Source organism: Citrobacter sp. VF227, assembly GCF_052950715.1.
In genome coordinates this window covers 960,511-978,873 of record NZ_JBRFVF010000002.1, presented here as the reverse complement: position 1 = coordinate 978,873, position 18,363 = coordinate 960,511, and the positions used below count along the sequence as shown (strand labels likewise).

General features: G+C 52.1%; 17 protein-coding genes and 1 pseudogene. All 18 read right to left on the bottom strand.

The genetic code is table 11. The features are described 5' to 3' along the window. Positions 1-173: 173 nt before the first annotated feature. The 18 genes and pseudogenes from ACU8YC_RS12100 to lsrA all read right to left on the bottom strand — a co-directional run bounded on the left by ACU8YC_RS12100 (position 174) and on the right by lsrA (position 18,149). Positions 174-1,523, bottom strand: coding sequence for a GntP family permease (locus ACU8YC_RS12100; protein ID WP_446895370.1), 1,350 nt, complete (start codon positions 1,521-1,523; stop codon positions 174-176). A 106-nt stretch (positions 1,524-1,629) separates the two neighbouring features. Continuing rightward, positions 1,630-3,597, bottom strand: a pseudogene (gene yjhG, locus ACU8YC_RS12095) (xylonate dehydratase YjhG). Between the two features lie 10 nt (positions 3,598-3,607). Next, a complete protein-coding gene (locus tag ACU8YC_RS12090) occupies positions 3,608-4,513 on the bottom strand; it encodes a dihydrodipicolinate synthase family protein (protein ID WP_151218509.1) in 906 nt (301 codons plus the stop codon). 4 nt (positions 4,514-4,517) lie between these two features. Continuing rightward, positions 4,518-5,306 carry an IclR family transcriptional regulator gene (locus ACU8YC_RS12085; RefSeq protein ID WP_151218510.1) on the bottom strand — a complete coding sequence of 263 codons (789 nt, stop codon included), beginning with the start codon at positions 5,304-5,306 and terminating at the stop codon, positions 4,518-4,520. 302 nt (positions 5,307-5,608) lie between these two features. Continuing rightward, positions 5,609-6,391, bottom strand: a complete 783-nt coding sequence (locus ACU8YC_RS12080; protein WP_151218511.1) for a DeoR/GlpR family DNA-binding transcription regulator — start codon at positions 6,389-6,391, stop codon at positions 5,609-5,611. Positions 6,392-6,407: 16 nt separating this feature from the next. Beyond that, entirely contained in the window at positions 6,408-7,040 is a 633-nt protein-coding gene (locus tag ACU8YC_RS12075) for a ribulose-phosphate 3 epimerase family protein (RefSeq protein ID WP_151224193.1), read from the bottom strand. Between the two features lie 11 nt (positions 7,041-7,051). Further along, positions 7,052-7,483, bottom strand: coding sequence for an SgcA family PTS sugar transporter subunit IIA (sgcA, locus tag ACU8YC_RS12070; RefSeq protein WP_151224194.1), 432 nt, complete (start codon positions 7,481-7,483; stop codon positions 7,052-7,054). Positions 7,484-7,613: 130 nt separating this feature from the next. Further along, on the bottom strand, positions 7,614-8,420 hold the full coding sequence (gene sgcQ, locus ACU8YC_RS12065; protein WP_151218514.1) for a BtpA family protein SgcQ: 807 nt from the start codon (positions 8,418-8,420) through the stop codon (positions 7,614-7,616). Positions 8,421-8,432: 12 nt separating this feature from the next. Next, positions 8,433-9,746: a PTS sugar transporter subunit IIC SgcC gene (sgcC, locus tag ACU8YC_RS12060; protein WP_151218515.1), complete on the bottom strand. Its 1,314-nt coding sequence runs from the start codon at positions 9,744-9,746 to the stop codon at positions 8,433-8,435. A gap of 11 nt (positions 9,747-9,757) precedes the next feature. Beyond that, positions 9,758-10,036: a PTS sugar transporter subunit IIB SgcB gene (gene sgcB, locus ACU8YC_RS12055; RefSeq protein WP_103768556.1), complete on the bottom strand. Its 279-nt coding sequence runs from the start codon at positions 10,034-10,036 to the stop codon at positions 9,758-9,760. After that, positions 10,033-11,154 (bottom strand): M42 family metallopeptidase, encoded by a 1,122-nt coding sequence (locus ACU8YC_RS12050; RefSeq protein WP_187259320.1) that lies wholly within the window; start codon positions 11,152-11,154, stop codon positions 10,033-10,035. Before ACU8YC_RS12050 ends, sgcB begins: the two co-directional genes overlap by 4 nt. Before the next feature lie 358 nt (positions 11,155-11,512). After that, positions 11,513-12,256 (bottom strand): epimerase, encoded by a 744-nt coding sequence (locus ACU8YC_RS12045; protein WP_187259321.1) that lies wholly within the window; start codon positions 12,254-12,256, stop codon positions 11,513-11,515. Positions 12,257-12,266: 10 nt separating this feature from the next. Further along, on the bottom strand, positions 12,267-12,557 hold the full coding sequence (gene lsrG / locus ACU8YC_RS12040; RefSeq protein WP_103768553.1) for a (4S)-4-hydroxy-5-phosphonooxypentane-2,3-dione isomerase: 291 nt from the start codon (positions 12,555-12,557) through the stop codon (positions 12,267-12,269). Between the two features lie 50 nt (positions 12,558-12,607). Beyond that, on the bottom strand, positions 12,608-13,483 hold the full coding sequence (gene lsrF / locus ACU8YC_RS12035) for a 3-hydroxy-5-phosphonooxypentane-2,4-dione thiolase (RefSeq protein WP_151218519.1): 876 nt from the start codon (positions 13,481-13,483) through the stop codon (positions 12,608-12,610). A 28-nt stretch (positions 13,484-13,511) separates the two neighbouring features. Then, positions 13,512-14,534 (bottom strand): autoinducer 2 ABC transporter substrate-binding protein LsrB, encoded by a 1,023-nt coding sequence (gene lsrB, locus ACU8YC_RS12030; protein WP_187252977.1) that lies wholly within the window; start codon positions 14,532-14,534, stop codon positions 13,512-13,514. Between the two features lie 26 nt (positions 14,535-14,560). Then, positions 14,561-15,559, bottom strand: coding sequence for an autoinducer 2 ABC transporter permease LsrD (gene lsrD / locus ACU8YC_RS12025; RefSeq protein WP_151224198.1), 999 nt, complete (start codon positions 15,557-15,559; stop codon positions 14,561-14,563). Next, the gene (lsrC, locus tag ACU8YC_RS12020; protein ID WP_187259322.1) at positions 15,559-16,608 is read right to left on the bottom strand and encodes an autoinducer 2 ABC transporter permease LsrC; all 1,050 of its coding nucleotides are present in this window, start codon (positions 16,606-16,608) and stop codon (positions 15,559-15,561) included. The genes lsrD and lsrC overlap by 1 nt, the downstream gene beginning before the upstream one ends. After that, positions 16,602-18,149: an autoinducer 2 ABC transporter ATP-binding protein LsrA gene (gene lsrA / locus ACU8YC_RS12015; RefSeq protein WP_446895369.1), complete on the bottom strand. Its 1,548-nt coding sequence runs from the start codon at positions 18,147-18,149 to the stop codon at positions 16,602-16,604. The genes lsrC and lsrA overlap by 7 nt, the downstream gene beginning before the upstream one ends. Positions 18,150-18,363: the final 214 nt, after the last annotated feature.

The window sequence follows — 18,363 nt, the reverse complement described above, 5'->3', positions numbered from 1 at the left end:
CATGCTCCGGCTTTATCAGTATTACTGAGGGTAAACTCCTTCAGCACAATAAAACGGTTCAATATCACCCCTTTTTGATCGTCAGCGATTCGTCACCGCGCAGACAGTTGCCGCCACTCACTAAATGATGAGGGCCAGTGAACCGACAGGTTGGCTCACTGGCGAGAACCCGATTATAAAACTAAGCTGGCGAGCAGAATGAAAATCAGCCCACTGATGGATAAGAGTGTGGACATCAGCGTCCAGGATAACAGCGTTTCTTTGGTGGTAAGGCCAAAAAAGTCTTTAATCATCCAGAAACTGGCATCGTTAACGTGAGAACAAATACAGGATCCGGCACCGGTAGCCAGCGTAATCAAGGCCAGGTTGGTATTGGGATGTACTGCCAACAGCGGGATGACCAGACCGGCGGTAGAGATCGCCGCGACGGTGGCTGAACCCAGACAAATACGCAGGAATGCGGCCACGCCCCAGGCCATCAGGATCGGGTTAATATCCATACCCGAAACCAGGGTGGAAATATACTGACCGACGCCAGAATCGATGAGAACTTGCTTGAATGCACCACCACCACCGATAATCAGCAGCAGACCAGCAATACCCGCGATAGCTTTTCCGCAAGAATCCATCAGGTCAGGGATTGTTTTCCCGCGCCCCAGGCCCATGGTATAGATCGCGAACAGCAGTGAAATCAGCATGGCGATCGTCGAGTTACCTAAGAACAGTATCACGTTGTTGAATAAGCCTGAATCCGCAGCACTTTTGGCATGAGTCATCTGGATGATGGTGACAACCGCCATCAGGATCACCGGCAGCATTGCCGTGAGAAAACTTATCCCAAAGCCAGGCATTTCGCTTTCGCTGAATCGGCGGGTCGCGCCGAGAGAGGCGATATTCCCCTCTTTTTTAAAGGCGTCTGGAATAATGCGCTGGCAAAATTTATTCAATATCGGGCCGCAAAGAATAAAGGTTGGAATGCCGACAATGATACCGTATATCAGTACCAATCCTACATCAGCGCCATATTCTCTGGCGATAACTGTCGGGCCGGGGTGCGGCGGCAAAAAACCGTGCGCGACCAGCAAACCGGAAAGCATCGGCACACACATAAACATCGGTGATATTTTTGCTTCACGGGCAATAGCGAATAAAATAGGTACCAGAAGAATTAAACCGACTTCGAAAAAAAGTGCAATACCGACAATAAACGCCGAACAGACCACTGCCCAGTCAAGTTTATTTTTCCCGAAATAATTCAGCATGGTCAGCGCTATTCGCTGTGCACCACCCGCATCGGCCAGCAAGCGACCGAGCATAACACCGAAACCAAATATCAAGCCAATATGTCCCAACGTACCGCCAAGTCCGGATTCGACTGAGGTGACGACTTTACTCAAATCCATACCACTGGCGATGGCGACAGCAATCGATACAATAATTAACGAAACAAACGTATTAAGCTTAATTTTTATGGTTAAAAGCAGGAGTAAAGCAATCCCTGCCACAACGATAATTAGTGGCATAACGTCCTCTCATAACAGGGTAGCGACCCGTCATTATCCGACTGAGTAAATAACGAATGATGTGTAGCCGGATAATTCAGGTGTCTGGATGTTTTTATTTATGCTTTCAGTTTTTATTCATAAAATCGCGCAAAGCCGCGCCAATTTTGTTTACATCATAAATACAACCCGTCCATGTCCCGCCACTCACGGCCTGAAGCATTGCCCATAGCCGGGTATCATCTGGCAATTCAGGATCGGGAAGTAAATCCTGATGGCTGGGTCTGGCATTTAATATTGCAGTTGCCTCCTCCTGTGAAGGTAATTGTTCATCGCGACGGGTGCCGAGGAAATTGACTTCGCCGTGAAGCTCGCGACAATCAATTTTAATTTCAATGATATCCCCGGTGCGTAATTTACCGATGGGCCCTCCGGCCAGTGCTTCTGGCCCCACATGGCCGATGCATGCGCCAGTAGAAACGCCCGAGAAACGTGCATCGGTGATTAACGAAACATGCTTACCGTATGACAGATGCTTCAGGGCACTGGTAACCTGGTAGGTTTCTTCCATCCCGGTACCGGAAGGTCCAACGCCGATAATGACCAGAATATCGCCCGCCTTGATCTTGTCATGCTTGATATCGTAAATCGCACTTTTCTCGGACAGATAAACCTTCGCCACACCTTTATGGTAATAGATACCTCGCTCATCAATCACCGAGGGATCAATGGCGGTGGATTTGATCACCGATCCTTCTGGCGCAATATTGCCCACCGGGAACGTGATAGTTGAGGTCAACCCGCGCACTTGTGCTTGCTGTGGCGACATGATCACGTCGTCAGCGTTGATTTGTTCCTGCTCGAGAAGGAGTTGCTTGAAGTGCTGACGCCGTTCGGAGTGCTCCCACCAGTCGAGGTTTTCCTTCAGCGTGCTGCCGGTAACCGTCATAACATCTTCATGCAGCAATCCGAGGCTTCGCAGATGCAACATGACTTCCGGCACACCGCCTGCCATGAAGGCATTGACCGTTGGATGATAAACCGGGCCATTAGGCAGTACGCTCACCAGTCGGGGCACGCGCTTGTTGATGCGGATCCAGTCGTCAACGGTCGGGATATGGCAACCTGCCTGGTGAGCGATTGCCGGGATGTGTAACAACAGGTTTGTTGAACCACCGAACGCGGCATGGACCGTCATCGCATTCTCTATCGCTTTATCGGTGAGAATTTCCCGGGTGGTGATGCCTTTTTGACACAGGTTCAGTGCCGCTCGTGCAGAAGCTCTGGCGATCTCCTGCCACACAGGCTCGCCGGAAGGAGCCAGTGCTGAGTGTGGGATTGCCAGCCCTAATCCTTCGGCCACCACCTGAGATGTTCCGGCGGTGCCTAAAAATTGACAACCGCCACCTGAAGAGGCACAGGCTTTACAGCCCGCACGGCGTGCGTCCTGTAGAGATAATTCGCCATTGGCGAAGCGTGCGCCAATAGTCTGCACCTTGCCGTTGTCTTCTCCGTCCTTTGCGGGTAGCGTCGCGCCACCGGGCACCAGCACCGTCGCTATGTTGTGCTGTGCGGCGAGCGCCATCATAGTGGCTGGCAGCCCCTTGTCACAACTCGCCACGCCAATGACAGCTTTCGCGCCGGGCAGAGAGCGAATAAGACGGCGCATCACCATTGAGGCGTCATTACGGTATGGTAGCGAATCAAACATCCCCGTTGTGCCCTGAGTGCGTCCGTCACAAGGGTCGGAGACGTACACGGCATAGGGCAGGGCATGGTTGGCTTAAATGACTTCGACCGCCGCTTTCATCTGGATATCCAGCTCGTAGTGCCCCTGGTGCAGCGCCAGCGCCACGGGCTTACCCTCTGCGTCGCGTAATCCACCGAGTGTACTGAGCAGTAAAATACCGTCCCGATCCAGCTCGTCCGGAGACCAGCCCATTCCGGCATTCATGGTCATACCGAACAGATCCCCGCTCGGGCGATTGATAAGCATCTCTGCGGTTAATGGCAGTTCGCCGTCCGGGCCATCGGCGTGCGTTCTGACGGTGTAGATATCGTGACTCTCGTCAGCAAAAATATTGCGAACAGACATGAGTTTCTCCTCAGACTGGTAAAATGCCCTGCGCGGTAAGTAGCGCGCGGACTTTATCTTTTGCTTCTTCTGATGCTTCAAGAATCGGTGGCAAGCAATACGTCTCTACAGGCAACCCGACACACTGCATGCTGTATTTGATCAGTGAGACAAACGGTGTTTCCAGGGCGTAAATAGCGGGCAGTTGTAGTAGTTTTTTATTCAGCGTCGCGGCGGTAGCCAGATCGCCTTCACGCCAGGCGCGGTAGATGCCGACGGAGAGTTCTGGAGCAAAGTTAGCGCTGGCGGTTATCGCACCGTCGCCGCCCAGCAGCATCGTATTCAGCAAATGGTCGTCATAACCGCAGAATACAGAAAACGACGGGCGTATCGACTTAACTGTGTTGATCATCGTACGCAAGTGACCAACGCTGTCGATGGTGTCTTTGATGCCAACGATATTCTCGTTTTGCAGAGCCAGCCGTGTCACGGTCTCCGGGGTTAAGTCCTGACCCGTCAGATCCGGAAAGTTGTACAGGATCACCGGCAGAGTGACACTACGGGCGATCTGCTGGTAATAGTCGTCAAGATTGCGTGGTGCGACTTTCCAGTAGTAGGGGTTGATAGCGACGATACCATCAGCGCCGCAGGCTTGTGCATGCTGCGCAAGTTTCACCGCTTCGTCAGTGGAGGGCGAACCGACGCCAATCAATACCGGCACTCGCCCACCCACAACGGCCACGGCTTCTTCGGCGAGCGCCATGCGCTGGGCTGTATTCATCTGGCTAAATTCACCACCGGTACCCAGGTAAAACAGTCCGTCGACCCCTTTATTAATCAGGAAGTCGGCAACTTCGCGCATTGCCGTTTTATCAAGGGTTCCGTCACGATGAAACGTGCTGGATACCGGTGGAATAATGCCGCGGAATTTTTTCATTACTTCAGTTTCCTTTTCGTAAATGCTCATTTTCGTTTCTGTATCCCAGCCCATATGATATTTGCCCGGCGCATTTCCGGAGCAATTCCAGATAGCTGTCTATCTTATTTCCTGAATAAACCACTGGATCGCCAGAAAGAGAGATTGCATAGTTAACCCTGTTATACATATTGAATACCGGCATACTTAAACATACCGCTCCATAGGTTGATTCTTCGTTGTCTATGGCCCATCCCCGAAGTCGTGTTTTTTGTAATTCTTCCAGAAACAACTTTTTATCGGTAAATGTGTTGTGCGTATGCGGGGTTAACGTGAGTGCCTCTAAAAAATAATCCAGTTCTTCTCGTGTCTTCCAGGCTAATAACGCCTTACCTAACGCAGTAATATGCAATTCAAGTTTTTTACCAATCCAGCTTTTGCTCGTCGGTACCGAGTCCGGACTTTCGACCTTGTCGAGATAGATAGCTGAAATGCTCTCCATCGCCCCAAGATGACAAACCAGTCCACTTTTCAGCGACAACTCCTGCATTGGCCGCTTAGTCACCTCAAATATATTTTGACGGTGTAACGCCTGACAACCCAACTCGTAGTTTTTTATTCCCAGTGAATAGTAGCCGTTTTTGTTTTTAATTAAGAAACCGCATTCCACCATTACATTTAATAAATTAAGCAGGCTGCTTTTTGGATACTGGAATTTATTTAATAACTCCATATAACTGGCCATGCCAACCCATGCAATGTGGGTTAATATTTTTTCGGCACGGACTAATGAATTACATCCTTTGCGAACCATAATGGCTCCTCCTTGCTCATGGAATAAATGGTATCGACATTACATAATGGAAAATATGCTTTGTTCAGCATGCTGAACCGTAATGGAGTGATTAAATGTGATCTTGTACGCAGTTTGAATAATGAATCCAGAACAGTCACATTTAGTAAATGAGAATAAAAAGTAGATGGAGTGTTGTTGCAACATAGTTGAGTGTGGATCGCGTATAGGACTTCTTTATTCTTTCGAGTGCATCGTCAATATTTTTCAACGGGTGCCATTGAGCATTTTTGCTTGAAATCCCTCTCGAACGAACCTGTTTATCATTTTATTGAATGAGGCAAAAACAACTGACATCCGGCTCGCTGATAACGCCGTGCAATAGTCTCAGGTAACCCGCTGTCACTGATGATCGTTTTAATACATGAGAGTGTTGCTACAGCATGCGGCTCAACGGCATCAAATTTAGAGTGATCGGCCAGGAGAATAACTTCACGTGAGCGTTGAATAATCCGTGTTTTCACCCCGACTTCAAACATGGTGGCATTGGTGATACCCGTCTCCAGCGACAGCGCATCGCAGGAGATATACGCACGTTCTACGGAAAAGGCATTGATCATCTCCAGCGCCAGACTCTCTCCTACCGAAAAATAACCCGGGCGAATCAGTCCACCGATAATGTAGCTTTCCACATGGGGAAAACAGCCCAGCTCATTGGCGATTTTAATGTCGTTGCAGATGACCTTTACCCGCGCATCGGCCAGGCATTTCGCCAGTTCGAGGCAGGTTGAGCCGGAGTCGAGAAAAAAGCAGTCGCCATCTTTGATCATTGTTCGGGCAAGGGCGGCTATTTCTCTCTTCGCCACAGATTGCAATGTGCGTTTCACATCGAAGACGTACTCTTTGTCGTCGGTACTGTCGTCGAAGTCGAGACAACCGTGACCGCGGATCATGCCCGGGTACTGGTTGGCAATATACTGAAAATCACGGCGAACAGTCGCTTCCGCATAGCCAAAAAGTTCCATGGCCTGCTGTGTGGAGAGGTGACGATGTTGCCACAGGTAATGCAGCATCTGTTTGATACGGTCAGGTCTCTGTTGGCTCATCAGAAACAATCTCCTCTTACAGGGGGGCGAATTGGGCTAAGGTCGCGCGATAGTCAGATGAAGAGAACAGGGCGCGCCCAATCACCATATGTTGCGCCCCAACTGCTGCCAGTTGCTGTGCCGCCGCCAGCGTAATTCCACCGTCGGCCCAGCACTCGGTTTGAGGAAAAGCCGTGCGTACTTTTTGGATTTTCTCGCACATGGAGGGAATAAACCGCTGTCCCTGCCCATCGGGCTCACTGGTCATCACCATCACTCCGTCCAGCTCAGACGCCAGATATCGCCAGGCGTCGATCGGGGTTGCCGGATTAAATGCCAGCCCGGCTCGTGCGCCGGTATGGCGGATCTCTGCTAATGTTTCCGAGGGATAGTCCAGCGTTTCCGCATGAACGAAGATCCACGCGGGTCTGATTTCAGCCAGCGCGTTAAACCAGAACTGTGGCCGGGCAACCATAAAATGAAAGGAAAGTGGATGAGGCGTCTGTCTGGCAACGGCCTGCACCGTTTTCATCCCAAACGTAATGTTGTTAATGAAGCTGCTGTCCTCAATATCCAGATGCAGGGACCCAAAATCCAGGTTGTCTAATGCCGTTAACTCGCGACCATAGTGCAGAGGATTTGCGCTGGCGAGAGAAGGGTGCAGGATCATAAGCGCCTCCGTTAACCTGATACCAGCGCAAAAAGTGCATCGTCGGTGCTGGCATTTCGCACTGCCGCTAACCATTGTGGCGAATCAATAAACTGGCTGATGCGCTGAATGGTCAAAATATGTGCGTTGGCATCCGTGGCACTGACGCAGAGAAGCAACCAGACGGGGTCGCACTCTTCGTTACCAAAGGCGACCGGAGTGCGTAGCGTGGTGATGCTGACCTGATTATAGTTTGCGCCTTGCTCTGGTCGGGCGTGAGGCAACGCAACGCCCGGGGCTATCAAATAATAAGGCCCCCAGTTAAGGGTATTTTCGATGATCCCATCAACGTAGCATGGCTGCGCGGCACCATAGGCTACCAGCGGGCGGGCGGCGATTTCTACGGCCTGACGCCAGTCTGTGGCTTCAAGTTGTGACTGTACCCATTTAATATCGTTAATCATCCGTCGTTGACTCCATGCCGATTCGGGTTACTCTGGTAGCGATCCCCGTCGATACTTTTGACGAAGGCGGCAGGGATCGCAGAAGGGTTATTGCTCTCTGCCGGGGATAAGCGCTCTGCTTATCCCCATCTTATCGGCGTATATGATGCACTTTCTCCATAAACTGACTGACTCGCGCCTGGTCAACGAAATTGGCAAAAACGCCGTCTTTTTTAAAGGTGGTTGCGGTCACACAGCCATCGGCGATACTGAGTTGTTCCTCCACGTTTTCCAGGCAGACGCCCGTGTTGGCCAACACGACGGTGTCAGGCACCGTTTCTTTGACCCGTTTTAACAGCGCGCTGTCGGTACGTGCCCCGGCGGTCAGGCCTGAAACGCAGAGCGCATCGGGATGGTTGTTAAATACCGTCGATTTAGCAATGGAACAGATATCGCGATTGCCCAGATAGACGGCAGCTTCAGGGACGATATTGAATAACGTTTTCACTCCGCCTGCGCCAATGCGGTGCTGATGACGAATGGTTTCACCGACGTTAGTGTCCCAAACGCCAAAGTCGCTGGCATAGGCACCGGTAAAGATCTCGCGGATAAACTTAGCGCCGGTAGCCATCGCCAGGTCGAATGAGGCGACCGGATCCCACAGTACATTCACGCCAAATGGGATGCGGATATCGTTCATCAATTGCCCGATGATTCGTGCCATTGCCGCAGTCGTTTCCGGACGCACCTTCGTGAGATAGGGAAGACTAAATTCGTTGGAGAACATGACTGCATCTACCCCACCATTTTGCAGCGCCATCAGATCGTCCCAGGCTCTGTCGATAACCCAATTCATCCCCAGTTGCGCATCAAAACTCGGGTCGCCGGGCAATGCACGTAGATGGCACATGGCGATGACCGCTTTTTCCGTCCCAATAACCTCTTTCAGCCAACTCATTGAAAGTACTCCTTATTCCGATAATTCACGTTTACGTAAGAACAGAACGACGCTGGCGACAATACCGACCGCCACGACAACGCCAATAATGCCAAGCGACATCAGTTCAGAAATCGACCAACCGAACATATTGCCCACGGACAACGCTGAGATTTGCGCACTTTCACCGGCAAAACTGAAACCGCCTTTGAGCGCCATTTCGGTGAAGTAAGGCGCGAACTGGGTGGCGATCAGCAGGACGGTAATCATCACGATGATCCCGCTTATCAACGTCCTGATCAGGTCTCCGCGGTGGATAACCGTAGCCATACAGATAAAGAACGGCGCTACCGGCAGGTCTGCGAGGGGTAATACTTTGTTGCCCGGTAAAATGCTGGCCAGAATTAACATAATGGGAATCAGTAGTAGGCCAACGGCAATGGTGGTTGGATGGCCCAGCGTCACCGCGGTATCCAGACCGATATACACTTCACGTCCTTTGAAATACTTCTGGAAGAATTTTCTTGCGCCGTCGGAGATGGGCATTAAGCCCTCAACAATCAGGCGGATCATGCGTGGGAACAGCACCATGATTGCCGCAACGGTAATCATCAGACTGGCGCAACCTTTAAAGCCTTCGCCAGCTGCCAGGCCAAAAATCAGACCGAGCACTACGCCGATGATCACCGGATCGCCGACCATGCCGTAGCGTTTCTGGATCTCCTGAGCATCGATATTGCGTCCCTTCATGAAAGGGATTTTTTCATAGATAGCATCAAGTAGAACGAAAAGCGGTACTGAACTGGAACCGTAGCCTTGCGGTATCGAAATACCTTCCAGCCCGACGATGTTCTGTACCCGTTTTGCCGTCCAGTCGGCCATTTTTAACGATAGCGCCGCATGGCAGATTGCCCCCAACACACCATAAATCAGGCTACCGGTCATAAGCTGGACCACCGTACCCGTAATGGCGTAGTGCCAGTAATTGTAAATATCGACGTTCATCGTTTTGGTCAGACGGGTGACCAGCATGGCGACATTGAGAAGAAAAATAACCGGGATAATCATGGCGCCAATGGCAGTCGCATAACCAACGCCGGAGGCGGGTCCTGCGCCAACGTCAAAGACATGCAGGGTCAGGCCGAAGCGTTCAATCATCACTTTAATAGGGGGACTGAGGCTGTCGATCGCCATGACGATCACCAGTCCCATACCGACAAAACCGATCCCGACCGTTACCCCTGCCTTAATCGCCTGCAGCCAGGGGATGCGGAAGATAAGGCCAATCACGATCATGATGATAGGGACGAAAACGGTACCGCCGAGAGACAGGATGTAATCAAACATAATGCCTCCTTTTATTGGGTTAATAGAGCCTTGATTTGTTGTTTTAACGCGTCGTCGTTGATCCCTGTGAGCAGGGCGGCGCCATTAAGCGTAGGGATGCCGTAATCACTGTTGGTTCGCATGGAGGTAACAATAAGGTCCATACCGTTACAGTTAAGAGGGATCTCATTCAGACAGCATTGGGCGGTAGTGGCTGCAATGCCCTGTTCAGTCAGGAACTCTTGCAGCTTGTGTGCAATCATGGTTGAAGTCGACATGCCGGTACCGCATGCCACAAGGATCTTTTTCATAATGGATGTGCCTCTTGTGTAGCGCCTGAATCAGGCTCAATGGGGAAATGTGCTGCTGGCATACCTGCCAGAGCAGTCAATAAGCGGATGCAGTCAGTCAAATCACGCAGGCTGGCAACCTCCGCCGGAGAATGGGTATAGCGACAAGGAATAGAGAGACTGGCGCAGGGAATACCATCCTGCTCAACCTGGATATAACCGGTTTCTGTTATCACGCCGGGAGCCACTTCTCGCTGCACCGGAATGTTGTGTTCAAGAGCCGTCTGTTCCAACATCCGTATCAGGCGAGGAGGCGTGATTAATCCTGCCAGCGTTCCCCGACCATGGTAGTTCAGGCAGGTGATCCCAACGCCCTGATTAATCCTGACTTCGGAATAATCGTGTAAATCAGGGGTGTCACACGATGGCGTGATATCAATACCAATCGCCAGATCTGGTTTTACACGGCGTAATACGGGAACAATGCCACGGATATTAAATTCTTCCTGTACCGAAGCCACCAGATAAACAGCGATATCAAGCTCCGTAGTACTGATAGCATCCGCTACACCGAGCAGCGCAGTACAGCCCAGACGATCGTCAAGCGCTTTACTGCACACCAGATCGTTTGCCAGGAGTTGGGGCGGGTTATACAGAGTGACAGGCGTACCGACCTGAATGCCCATCCGTAAGGCGTCGTCTTTGTCTTTGGCGCCAATATCAATCCACAGTTTGTCTACGGAAGGTGACTGCGTGCGTTCGTCGCCTTTGGCAAAGTGGTATGACTTAATCCCGATACATCCCATCACCGGCCCATTGTCCCCGGCGAGGGTGACGACGGAACCAGCCATAGTGACTTGCGCAGGACCGCCTACGCGTTCAAAACGTAAAAATCCAGACGACTCTATTTTGCGCACCATAAAACCGACTTCATCCATATGCGCAAAAATCATCAGTCTCAGTGCATCAGGTTTATCACTACCGTAGCGTGCGACGACATTCCCAAGCCTGTCTCGCCAGACCTCTTTTGCATGACGCCTGAATTCGCGCAGCATGACATCAGCGACTGCGTTTTCGTGTCCTGAAATCGCATTATGCTGCAAAAGCGAGAACAGGGTTTCCTGAACAGAAAATGACATAGCTATCTCCGTAGAACGTAAAACAATCACTCGTTGAGCGTTTTATAGGCGCTCACTGGTCGAATAATTGTGAGAACGCTCACGTGAAAACGCGCAAAGCTGCACAAATAAAAAATAATGTGAACCGGGTGGAATAAAAACGCTCAACGTTTGTGAAAGTTACGGGCTGGAGAGACCAGTATTTATGCTTGAAATAATGAGGATGAATAAAACGCGGTAACTGTTATCGCCCACTTTGTTGCAGGACGCTCCCTCTTTATGCCTGTGTATATCCAGGTTTTCTACCAAGGGAGCGTAGAACTTAATGGCATGTGGTAAATCGTTAGTATCCTGGTGATAAAAGAAAATATAGCAGTACTTATTGCGCTGAATGAATTGTAGCGAGCCAGTGAGAGATATTGTCCGTCAGAGCATCGTTCCTGAAGAGTGCGCTGCCGGATACTACACGATCCACACCGCTGGCGATGATCTCTGGAAGTTCTTCCAGGTTTAGCGAACCATCAACTGCCAGCAGAATGGCGTCTCGCTTGCCGGCTGCATTGAGTAATGCGACAACCTGCGCGATGCGTCTCAGTAACGCTGACTTGCTGAGTTTGCTACCGTAGCCGGGATTTACCGCCAGAATTTGTATTATTTCAACGTCTTCAATGACCGGTAGAATATATTCCAGTGGTGTTGCAGGGCACAGGCTAATCCCTCGCAAAAGCGGCATAGTGCCACCGGAAACTTCAGCATTTTGCTCACCAAGCCAATGAAGCATATGGTGTAGATGCGGCGTGTTTTCCACCTGCAACGTGACGCAGTGTGCTCCTGCCTTTACGCTTGCCTGCACAACGGGCCAGGGATTATCCACCATAAGGTGGACATCCTTAATCATCTGCTGTGGCAACTGTGCGATAGCCCAGGGGCCAACGGTGAACTGAGGGCAAAAATGTCCGTCCATCAGATCCAGGTGAATAACGGGTTGTTCAAGCGCGCGAAGATTTTGCTGATACTCCCCGAGTTTGAGCCACTGACCGGCAAGAATGCCGATGCTTAACGGGTAGTGCTTCATTAACGATACGCACTCTGTGCGATTCAAACCGGAAAAGGAACGGTTCATTTTTAGATCCTTATGGCATCAATCCATTGAAGACGCGTTTTTTTCGTGGGCAGCTCATCAGTGATTCCAGTTTTTCCACACAGGCAAGGTAGTGGGGTGTAGTTTTATGGAACGCAACGGCGGCTTCATCCTTATAGGCTTCATAAATATAAAAGCGGCTCTCAACTTCCGGATCCTGCAACACATCGAAGCGGAGATTCCCCTCTTCACGCACCGACCCCAAATGATTGAGGCGAAATACCTCGATAAACTCGTCGACTTTATCTTCGTGGACGTTAATTTCCACCAGAGTGACATGCATACTTTTCTCCTTAAAACGCATGGGCCCACCAGGGCAGGCCCATACCCTTTTTAGTTTTTTTCGCTCAGATAGAGTTCGTACGCGCGTTCAGCGGTTTCATTACGATGCACTACCGCGTGGACGGCCTTCATCATGGCGACTGGGTGCTCGGACTGGAAGATGTTACGCCCCATATCGACGCCGGATGCGCCCTGATCGATGGCCTGCCAGCACATCTCGAGCGCTTCACGTTCAGGTAATTTTTTACCACCCGCGATAACAATCGGAACCGGACAACCCGCGGCGATGCGCTCAAAACCTTTATCGACATAGTAGGTCTTGATGATCTGCGCCCCCATCTCTGCGGCGATACGGGTGGCGAGTGAGAAGTAGCGCTGATCGCGAACCATGTCTTTCCCCACGCCGGTCACCGCCATTGTTGGCATGCCGACTTTAATGCCGGCATCGATCAACTGAATGATATTTTTGATCGACTGATGTTCATACTCACTGCCGATATACACCTGTGCCGCTACGGCGCAACTGTTGAGACGAACGGCATCATCCATGGAGAGCGCGACCGCCTCATTGCTTAACTCGGTGAGAATTGAGTTAGCGCCTGAGGCGCGCAGGACTACCGGTTTGTTGGTGGCGGGGGGGACCACACTGCGCAGGATGCCGCGTGTGCACATCAGTACATCAGCGAGAGAGAACAGGGGAGCGATATTGATATCAATACGCTCCAGTCCTGTTGTTGGTCCCTGAAAATAGCCATGGTCAAACGCGAGCATAACCGTTCTTCCGGTCTCAGGATTAAAAATGCGCGACAGTCGGGACTGCATCCCCCAGTCAAGTGCGCCGCATCCCTTAAGTGTGAACGGGGTATTGCGTTGCGGCGTATCGGTATGGAAATCCTTACCATCTTTGATGTCATCTAAATCAGCCATTTTTTACTCCACGGTTACGGAATGAAAATCAGAAATCGTATTTGTCGATGTTATCTTTAGTGAACACCACGCGTTCAGGCAGAAGCACAATGCCATTTCCCTTCGCCTCGTAGCTGTAGCCCTGCACGCTGTTCGGCGAGACTTCAACTTGCCCAACACCCGGAATCTCCAGCTTGTCCCCAATGTTCATGTCGCCTTTTTTCAGCAAGGCATCAGCCACGTATATGGAAATCTTGCCCTGCTGGACCACGTCCCAGAGGCCAAATTCTTTTACCGTGCCGCGTTCAACATAAGGACGCATTACGTTTGGTGTGCTGAAACCGACAATCGCCACGCTGGTATTCTTCAGGTTCTCAGCGGCCTGAGCTGCTGCAGGAAGGGCGTTGGCATCCGGCGCAATGATGGCGTCGAGATCGGCATAAGCTTTAATAATGCCTTCTGCGGTTTGCAGCGATTTGGTGGCGTCGTTATAGCCAAACTGAGTGGTGACAACTTCCCAGCCCGGATGATCTTTGGAGATCTTATCTTTGGCCTCTTTCACCCACTGATTCTGATCGGTTACGGTCGGGCTGGAGTAGAAGAAGGCCACTTTGGCTTTCTCTTTTTTGACCTGGTTTGCGGCCATATCAACCAGCATGCCGCCTAACTGCGCTGGTGTACCCTGGTTGATGTAGTACGAGCGACATTCCGGTTTGGTGTCAGAATCCCATGTCAGGACTTTCACACCGCGTTGCATGGCGCGCTTTAACGCCGGGCATAACCCATCAGGTGAAACAGCGGAAACCACAATGGCGTTATACCCCTGGTTAACAAAGTTATTGATGAGTTGAACCTGACCAGAGACGCTGGGCTCTGTCGGACCGTCATAGGTAACATCGACACCAAGCTCTTTACCGGCCTCCAGGGCACCGTTACCACCACTGGTAAAGAACCCCACCCCAACCAGTTTCGGGATAAATGCGATTCGCTCTGCGGCATAAGCGTTGAGGGTGAACGCCGCCAGGCTAAGGGTACTGATTACGGCAATTTTTTTAATGCTCTGAATAGTCATGTACTTTTCCTTTAGGGCAATGGGTTTCAGGCCTGCCGAACAGCGCGACGACGTGCCATCCAGTCTTTAATTTGCTGACGATGCAGGCTGACGGAACGACCTACGACAACGACAATAAGTAATGCACCAGAGAGGGCGCTGGATATCTGGTTAGGCACGCCAGCCATCTGCAACCCCTGCTGCAGATAGCCCACTAACAGCGCGGCGATGGCTGTGCCGAGAATTGACCCGGAACCGCCATAGATGTTGGCACCGCCCAGGACGACCGCCGTAATGGCCGGCATCAGGAAGGAGGCCCCCAGATCGGAGCGAGCAGAGCCAAAGTAAGAAACCAGCAGCACCGCTGCGACTGCCGATGCAAAGCCGGTCATCGCGTACAATGCGTATAGCGTCTGATTCACCGGGATAGCGCTATACAGCGCCACGCGGGGGCTTTGCCCAATCAGGAAGACATTTCGTCCGGCGTGGGTTCGGTGCATCAACAGCCAGAAAAAGAGCACGCTGACGAGAAAGAAGATCAGTGGCACGGGTAGGCCCAGCACATCAAGGTTGGCAAAATCGGTGAAGCCCTGTGGGAAGCCGCCAATACCTTCATAACCGGTCGCCCCTGCCATCCCCGACAGCAACAATGCGCTGCCGCCAAACAGGTACAACGTTCCCAGCGTGATAACCAGAGGATTCACGCCCGTGTAGATAATCAGCCCGGCGTTGATCAATCCGCACAGCGCGCCCAGCGCGAGCGTCAGGATAATGGCCAGCGGCAACGGTACGCCCCCCTGGAACATCACGCCCAGCGCGATAGCGCACAGCCCCATCGTGGAGCCAAAAGAGATATCGATCCCGCCGCTGACGATCACCATGGTTAAGGGGAGGGCAACAATACCAATGCAGATAAAGTCGCTGGTGCTGAACAGCAGTACGTTCAGATCCAGCAGTCGAGGGTTCAGAGCGCCAAATCCCAGAATTTCAATCACCAGTAGCGCGGCGAGCGCCAGTTCCCAGCCGTAACGATGTAAACGAGTCATCAGGCAACCTCACGTTTTTTAGCGGTGCGCACAGTATCCGCGGCGCTTTTTGTCGACGGACACGGCTGAGGCTGCGGAGTGAAGCGGGCATATTTTTGTCGGCGGATATTACGTTCCAGCGCGCAGCGCAGTCGGCCGTCAAATACCAGCACCGCCAGCAGGACCAGACCGGCAATAAAGTCATTCCACCAGGCCGGAATGCGCAGCAGGACCAGTACGCTATCGATTTGAGTCAGGAAATAGGCACCAAGCACGGCGCCAATGATTGTCCCGGAACCGCCCAGCAGACTGATTCCACCCAGTACGCAGGCAGCAATGGCTTTCATTTCCAGCCCGGTTCCGGTCTGATTAGGGATGAAGCCAATCTGAGAAGCAAAGACGATCCCAGCCAGCGCCGCCATGCAACCGTTGAGCGAGAAGGCCAGAATACGGATGGCTTCGGTACGTACTCCCAGTTGCCGTGCGCCCTGCAAATTATCCCCGGTGGCATAAAAACAGCGACCAAAGGCGGTTTTTGCCAGTAGCCAGGCCATCAGCAGCATCAGGAGTAGGGTCAGCCAGCCGATGGCGGAGATCCCGAGGAAAACCGGGGCGGAGAGTTGCTTAAGCTGTGCAGGCAGTCCTTCAATCCATTTACCGCCCGTCCAGAGCAGCATGACGCCGCGATACAGACCCAGCGTTCCTAACGTGGCAACAATTGCCGGGATTTTCAGCCAGGCGACCAGCACGCCATTAATAACCCCCGCCAGCAATCCCAGTAGCAGCGTCGCTACGCAGGCCACGGGCAAGGGATATCCTGCGTTCAGCAGCAGCCCCAGCAGCACGGCGCACATCCCGGTTATCGAGCCGACCGATACGTCGATGTTGCGGGTCAGCATCACCAGCGTCGCCCCCATCGCCAGCAGCATGAGAATTTGGGCGCTGCTGAAGATCATCGTCAGCGTCTGAACACTGAGGTACTGGCTGTCAAGCATCCCCGGCAGAACGAACAGCAACAGCACTGCCAACAGTGCGGTTGCCTCGCGATTATTCTGAATAAATTTCAGCATGGCGCCTCCCCGGTGTGTGGCGTAGTCCCTGACGGGCGGTCGCCGAACGCAACGTGCATGATGGTGTCGACATTAATCTCGTCGCCCTGCAGGGCATCGTTGCCTGTTTCCCCCTGGTGCATGACGTAAACGCGATCGGCCATCTGTTCGATCTCCTCCAGATCGGACGAGATGAACAGCACCGCGACATTCTGAGCCGCAATACTGCGGAGCAACTGGTAGATGTCGTTACGGGCAGAGACGTCCACTCCGCGCGTCGGCTCATCCACGATCAGCACTTGCGGCGAGGCTTCGAGGCATTTGGCGATCAAAATTTTTTGCTGATTACCACCGGAGAGCGTGCGGGCAGGTTGTTCGGGATCGTTCAGCTTGATATTGAGCGCGCGGCGATAACGTTCGAGCGTGGCGCTGTCTTTTGCCGGATTTGCCCAGAAACCGCTGTGGTTATGGGTTAATGCGCAAACATTCCACGCCAGCGAGGCATCCAGATTCAGTCCTGATGATTGCCGATCCTCCGGTAGATATACCAGACCATGCTGCAGACGCTCGCGTGTGGAAAGCGTGGAGATATCCTTGCCGCCGAGTACGACGCGTCCGGCCCGCAGAGGTCGTAGCCCGTAAAGCGTTTCTGCAAGTTCGGTGCGCCCGGCGCCGACCAGGCCAGCCAGACCTAAAATTTCCCCGGCACGAACCTCGAAACTGACGTTCATGAATCCTTCACCGGTGACATTTTCGAGGCTCAATACTGGTGTGCCTGCATCGTGCTGCGGACGGTTGCCAGGCAATTCCAGCCATAGTTTCTGGGTCGGGCTCAGCGTGTTAGTACGTGACGCTGGCGTAATGGCCTGGATAATTTCGTCTGTGCTCAGGTCCGCCGTTTTACCGGAGAGCGCAATGGTTCCGTCCCGCATCACGCTAATGTAATCCGCAATCTGGCGTATCTCAGGCAGCTTGTGGGAGATGAAAACGATCCCTACGCCGGCACTCAGCAACTCACGCAGACGACTGAACAACCGATCTGTTTCTGCTGGTGTGAGTGAGGCTGTGGGTTCATCAAGGATCAAAATTCGCGAATCGCGCATCAGCCCGCGCAGGATTTCGACCATTTGCCGGTCGGCGACATCCAGTGAACCGGCCTGGCTGTTGATATCAAACTGGCAGCCCAGCGCGGCGAGCATCGCGCTCATTTTTTGCGCCGAGCTTTGGCGTTTGGGCAGACCAAACAGGACATTCTCTTTTACCGTCAGGCTGGGGAAGAGCAGTGGCTCCTGTGGTACAAGGTAGATCCCCAACTGATGCGCCAGGATCGGCGTCAGTTTTGTACAGCGGGATCCTTCAATCTCAATGCTTCCGCTGTCCGCCGGAGTAATACCGGCGATAATTTTCATCAGCGTGGATTTCCCGGCACCATTCCCTCCCAGCAGCGCATGGACTTCGCCTTTGCGCAAGGTAAAGTTAATACCTTTCAGTACCTTAACGCCGGAGTACTGCTTACAGACAGACTGTGCGCTGAGTAGCGGAGCGATTTTTTCGTGACTCATTTACGTGCCACCTCCGTTCGGCCTGGGTAGAATCAGGTTGAACAAATGTATTGAGCGATTCGAATTGTTCATAACCTTATGACCTAACTGCTCATAAAACCGACGAATAGATCACGTTTTATGCTAAAATGATCGGAGTAATTAAATTTGTTCAATAAAAAGCCACCGAAATGTGGGTTTAATCACAGTTATTAACTACCAATGAATGAACAAT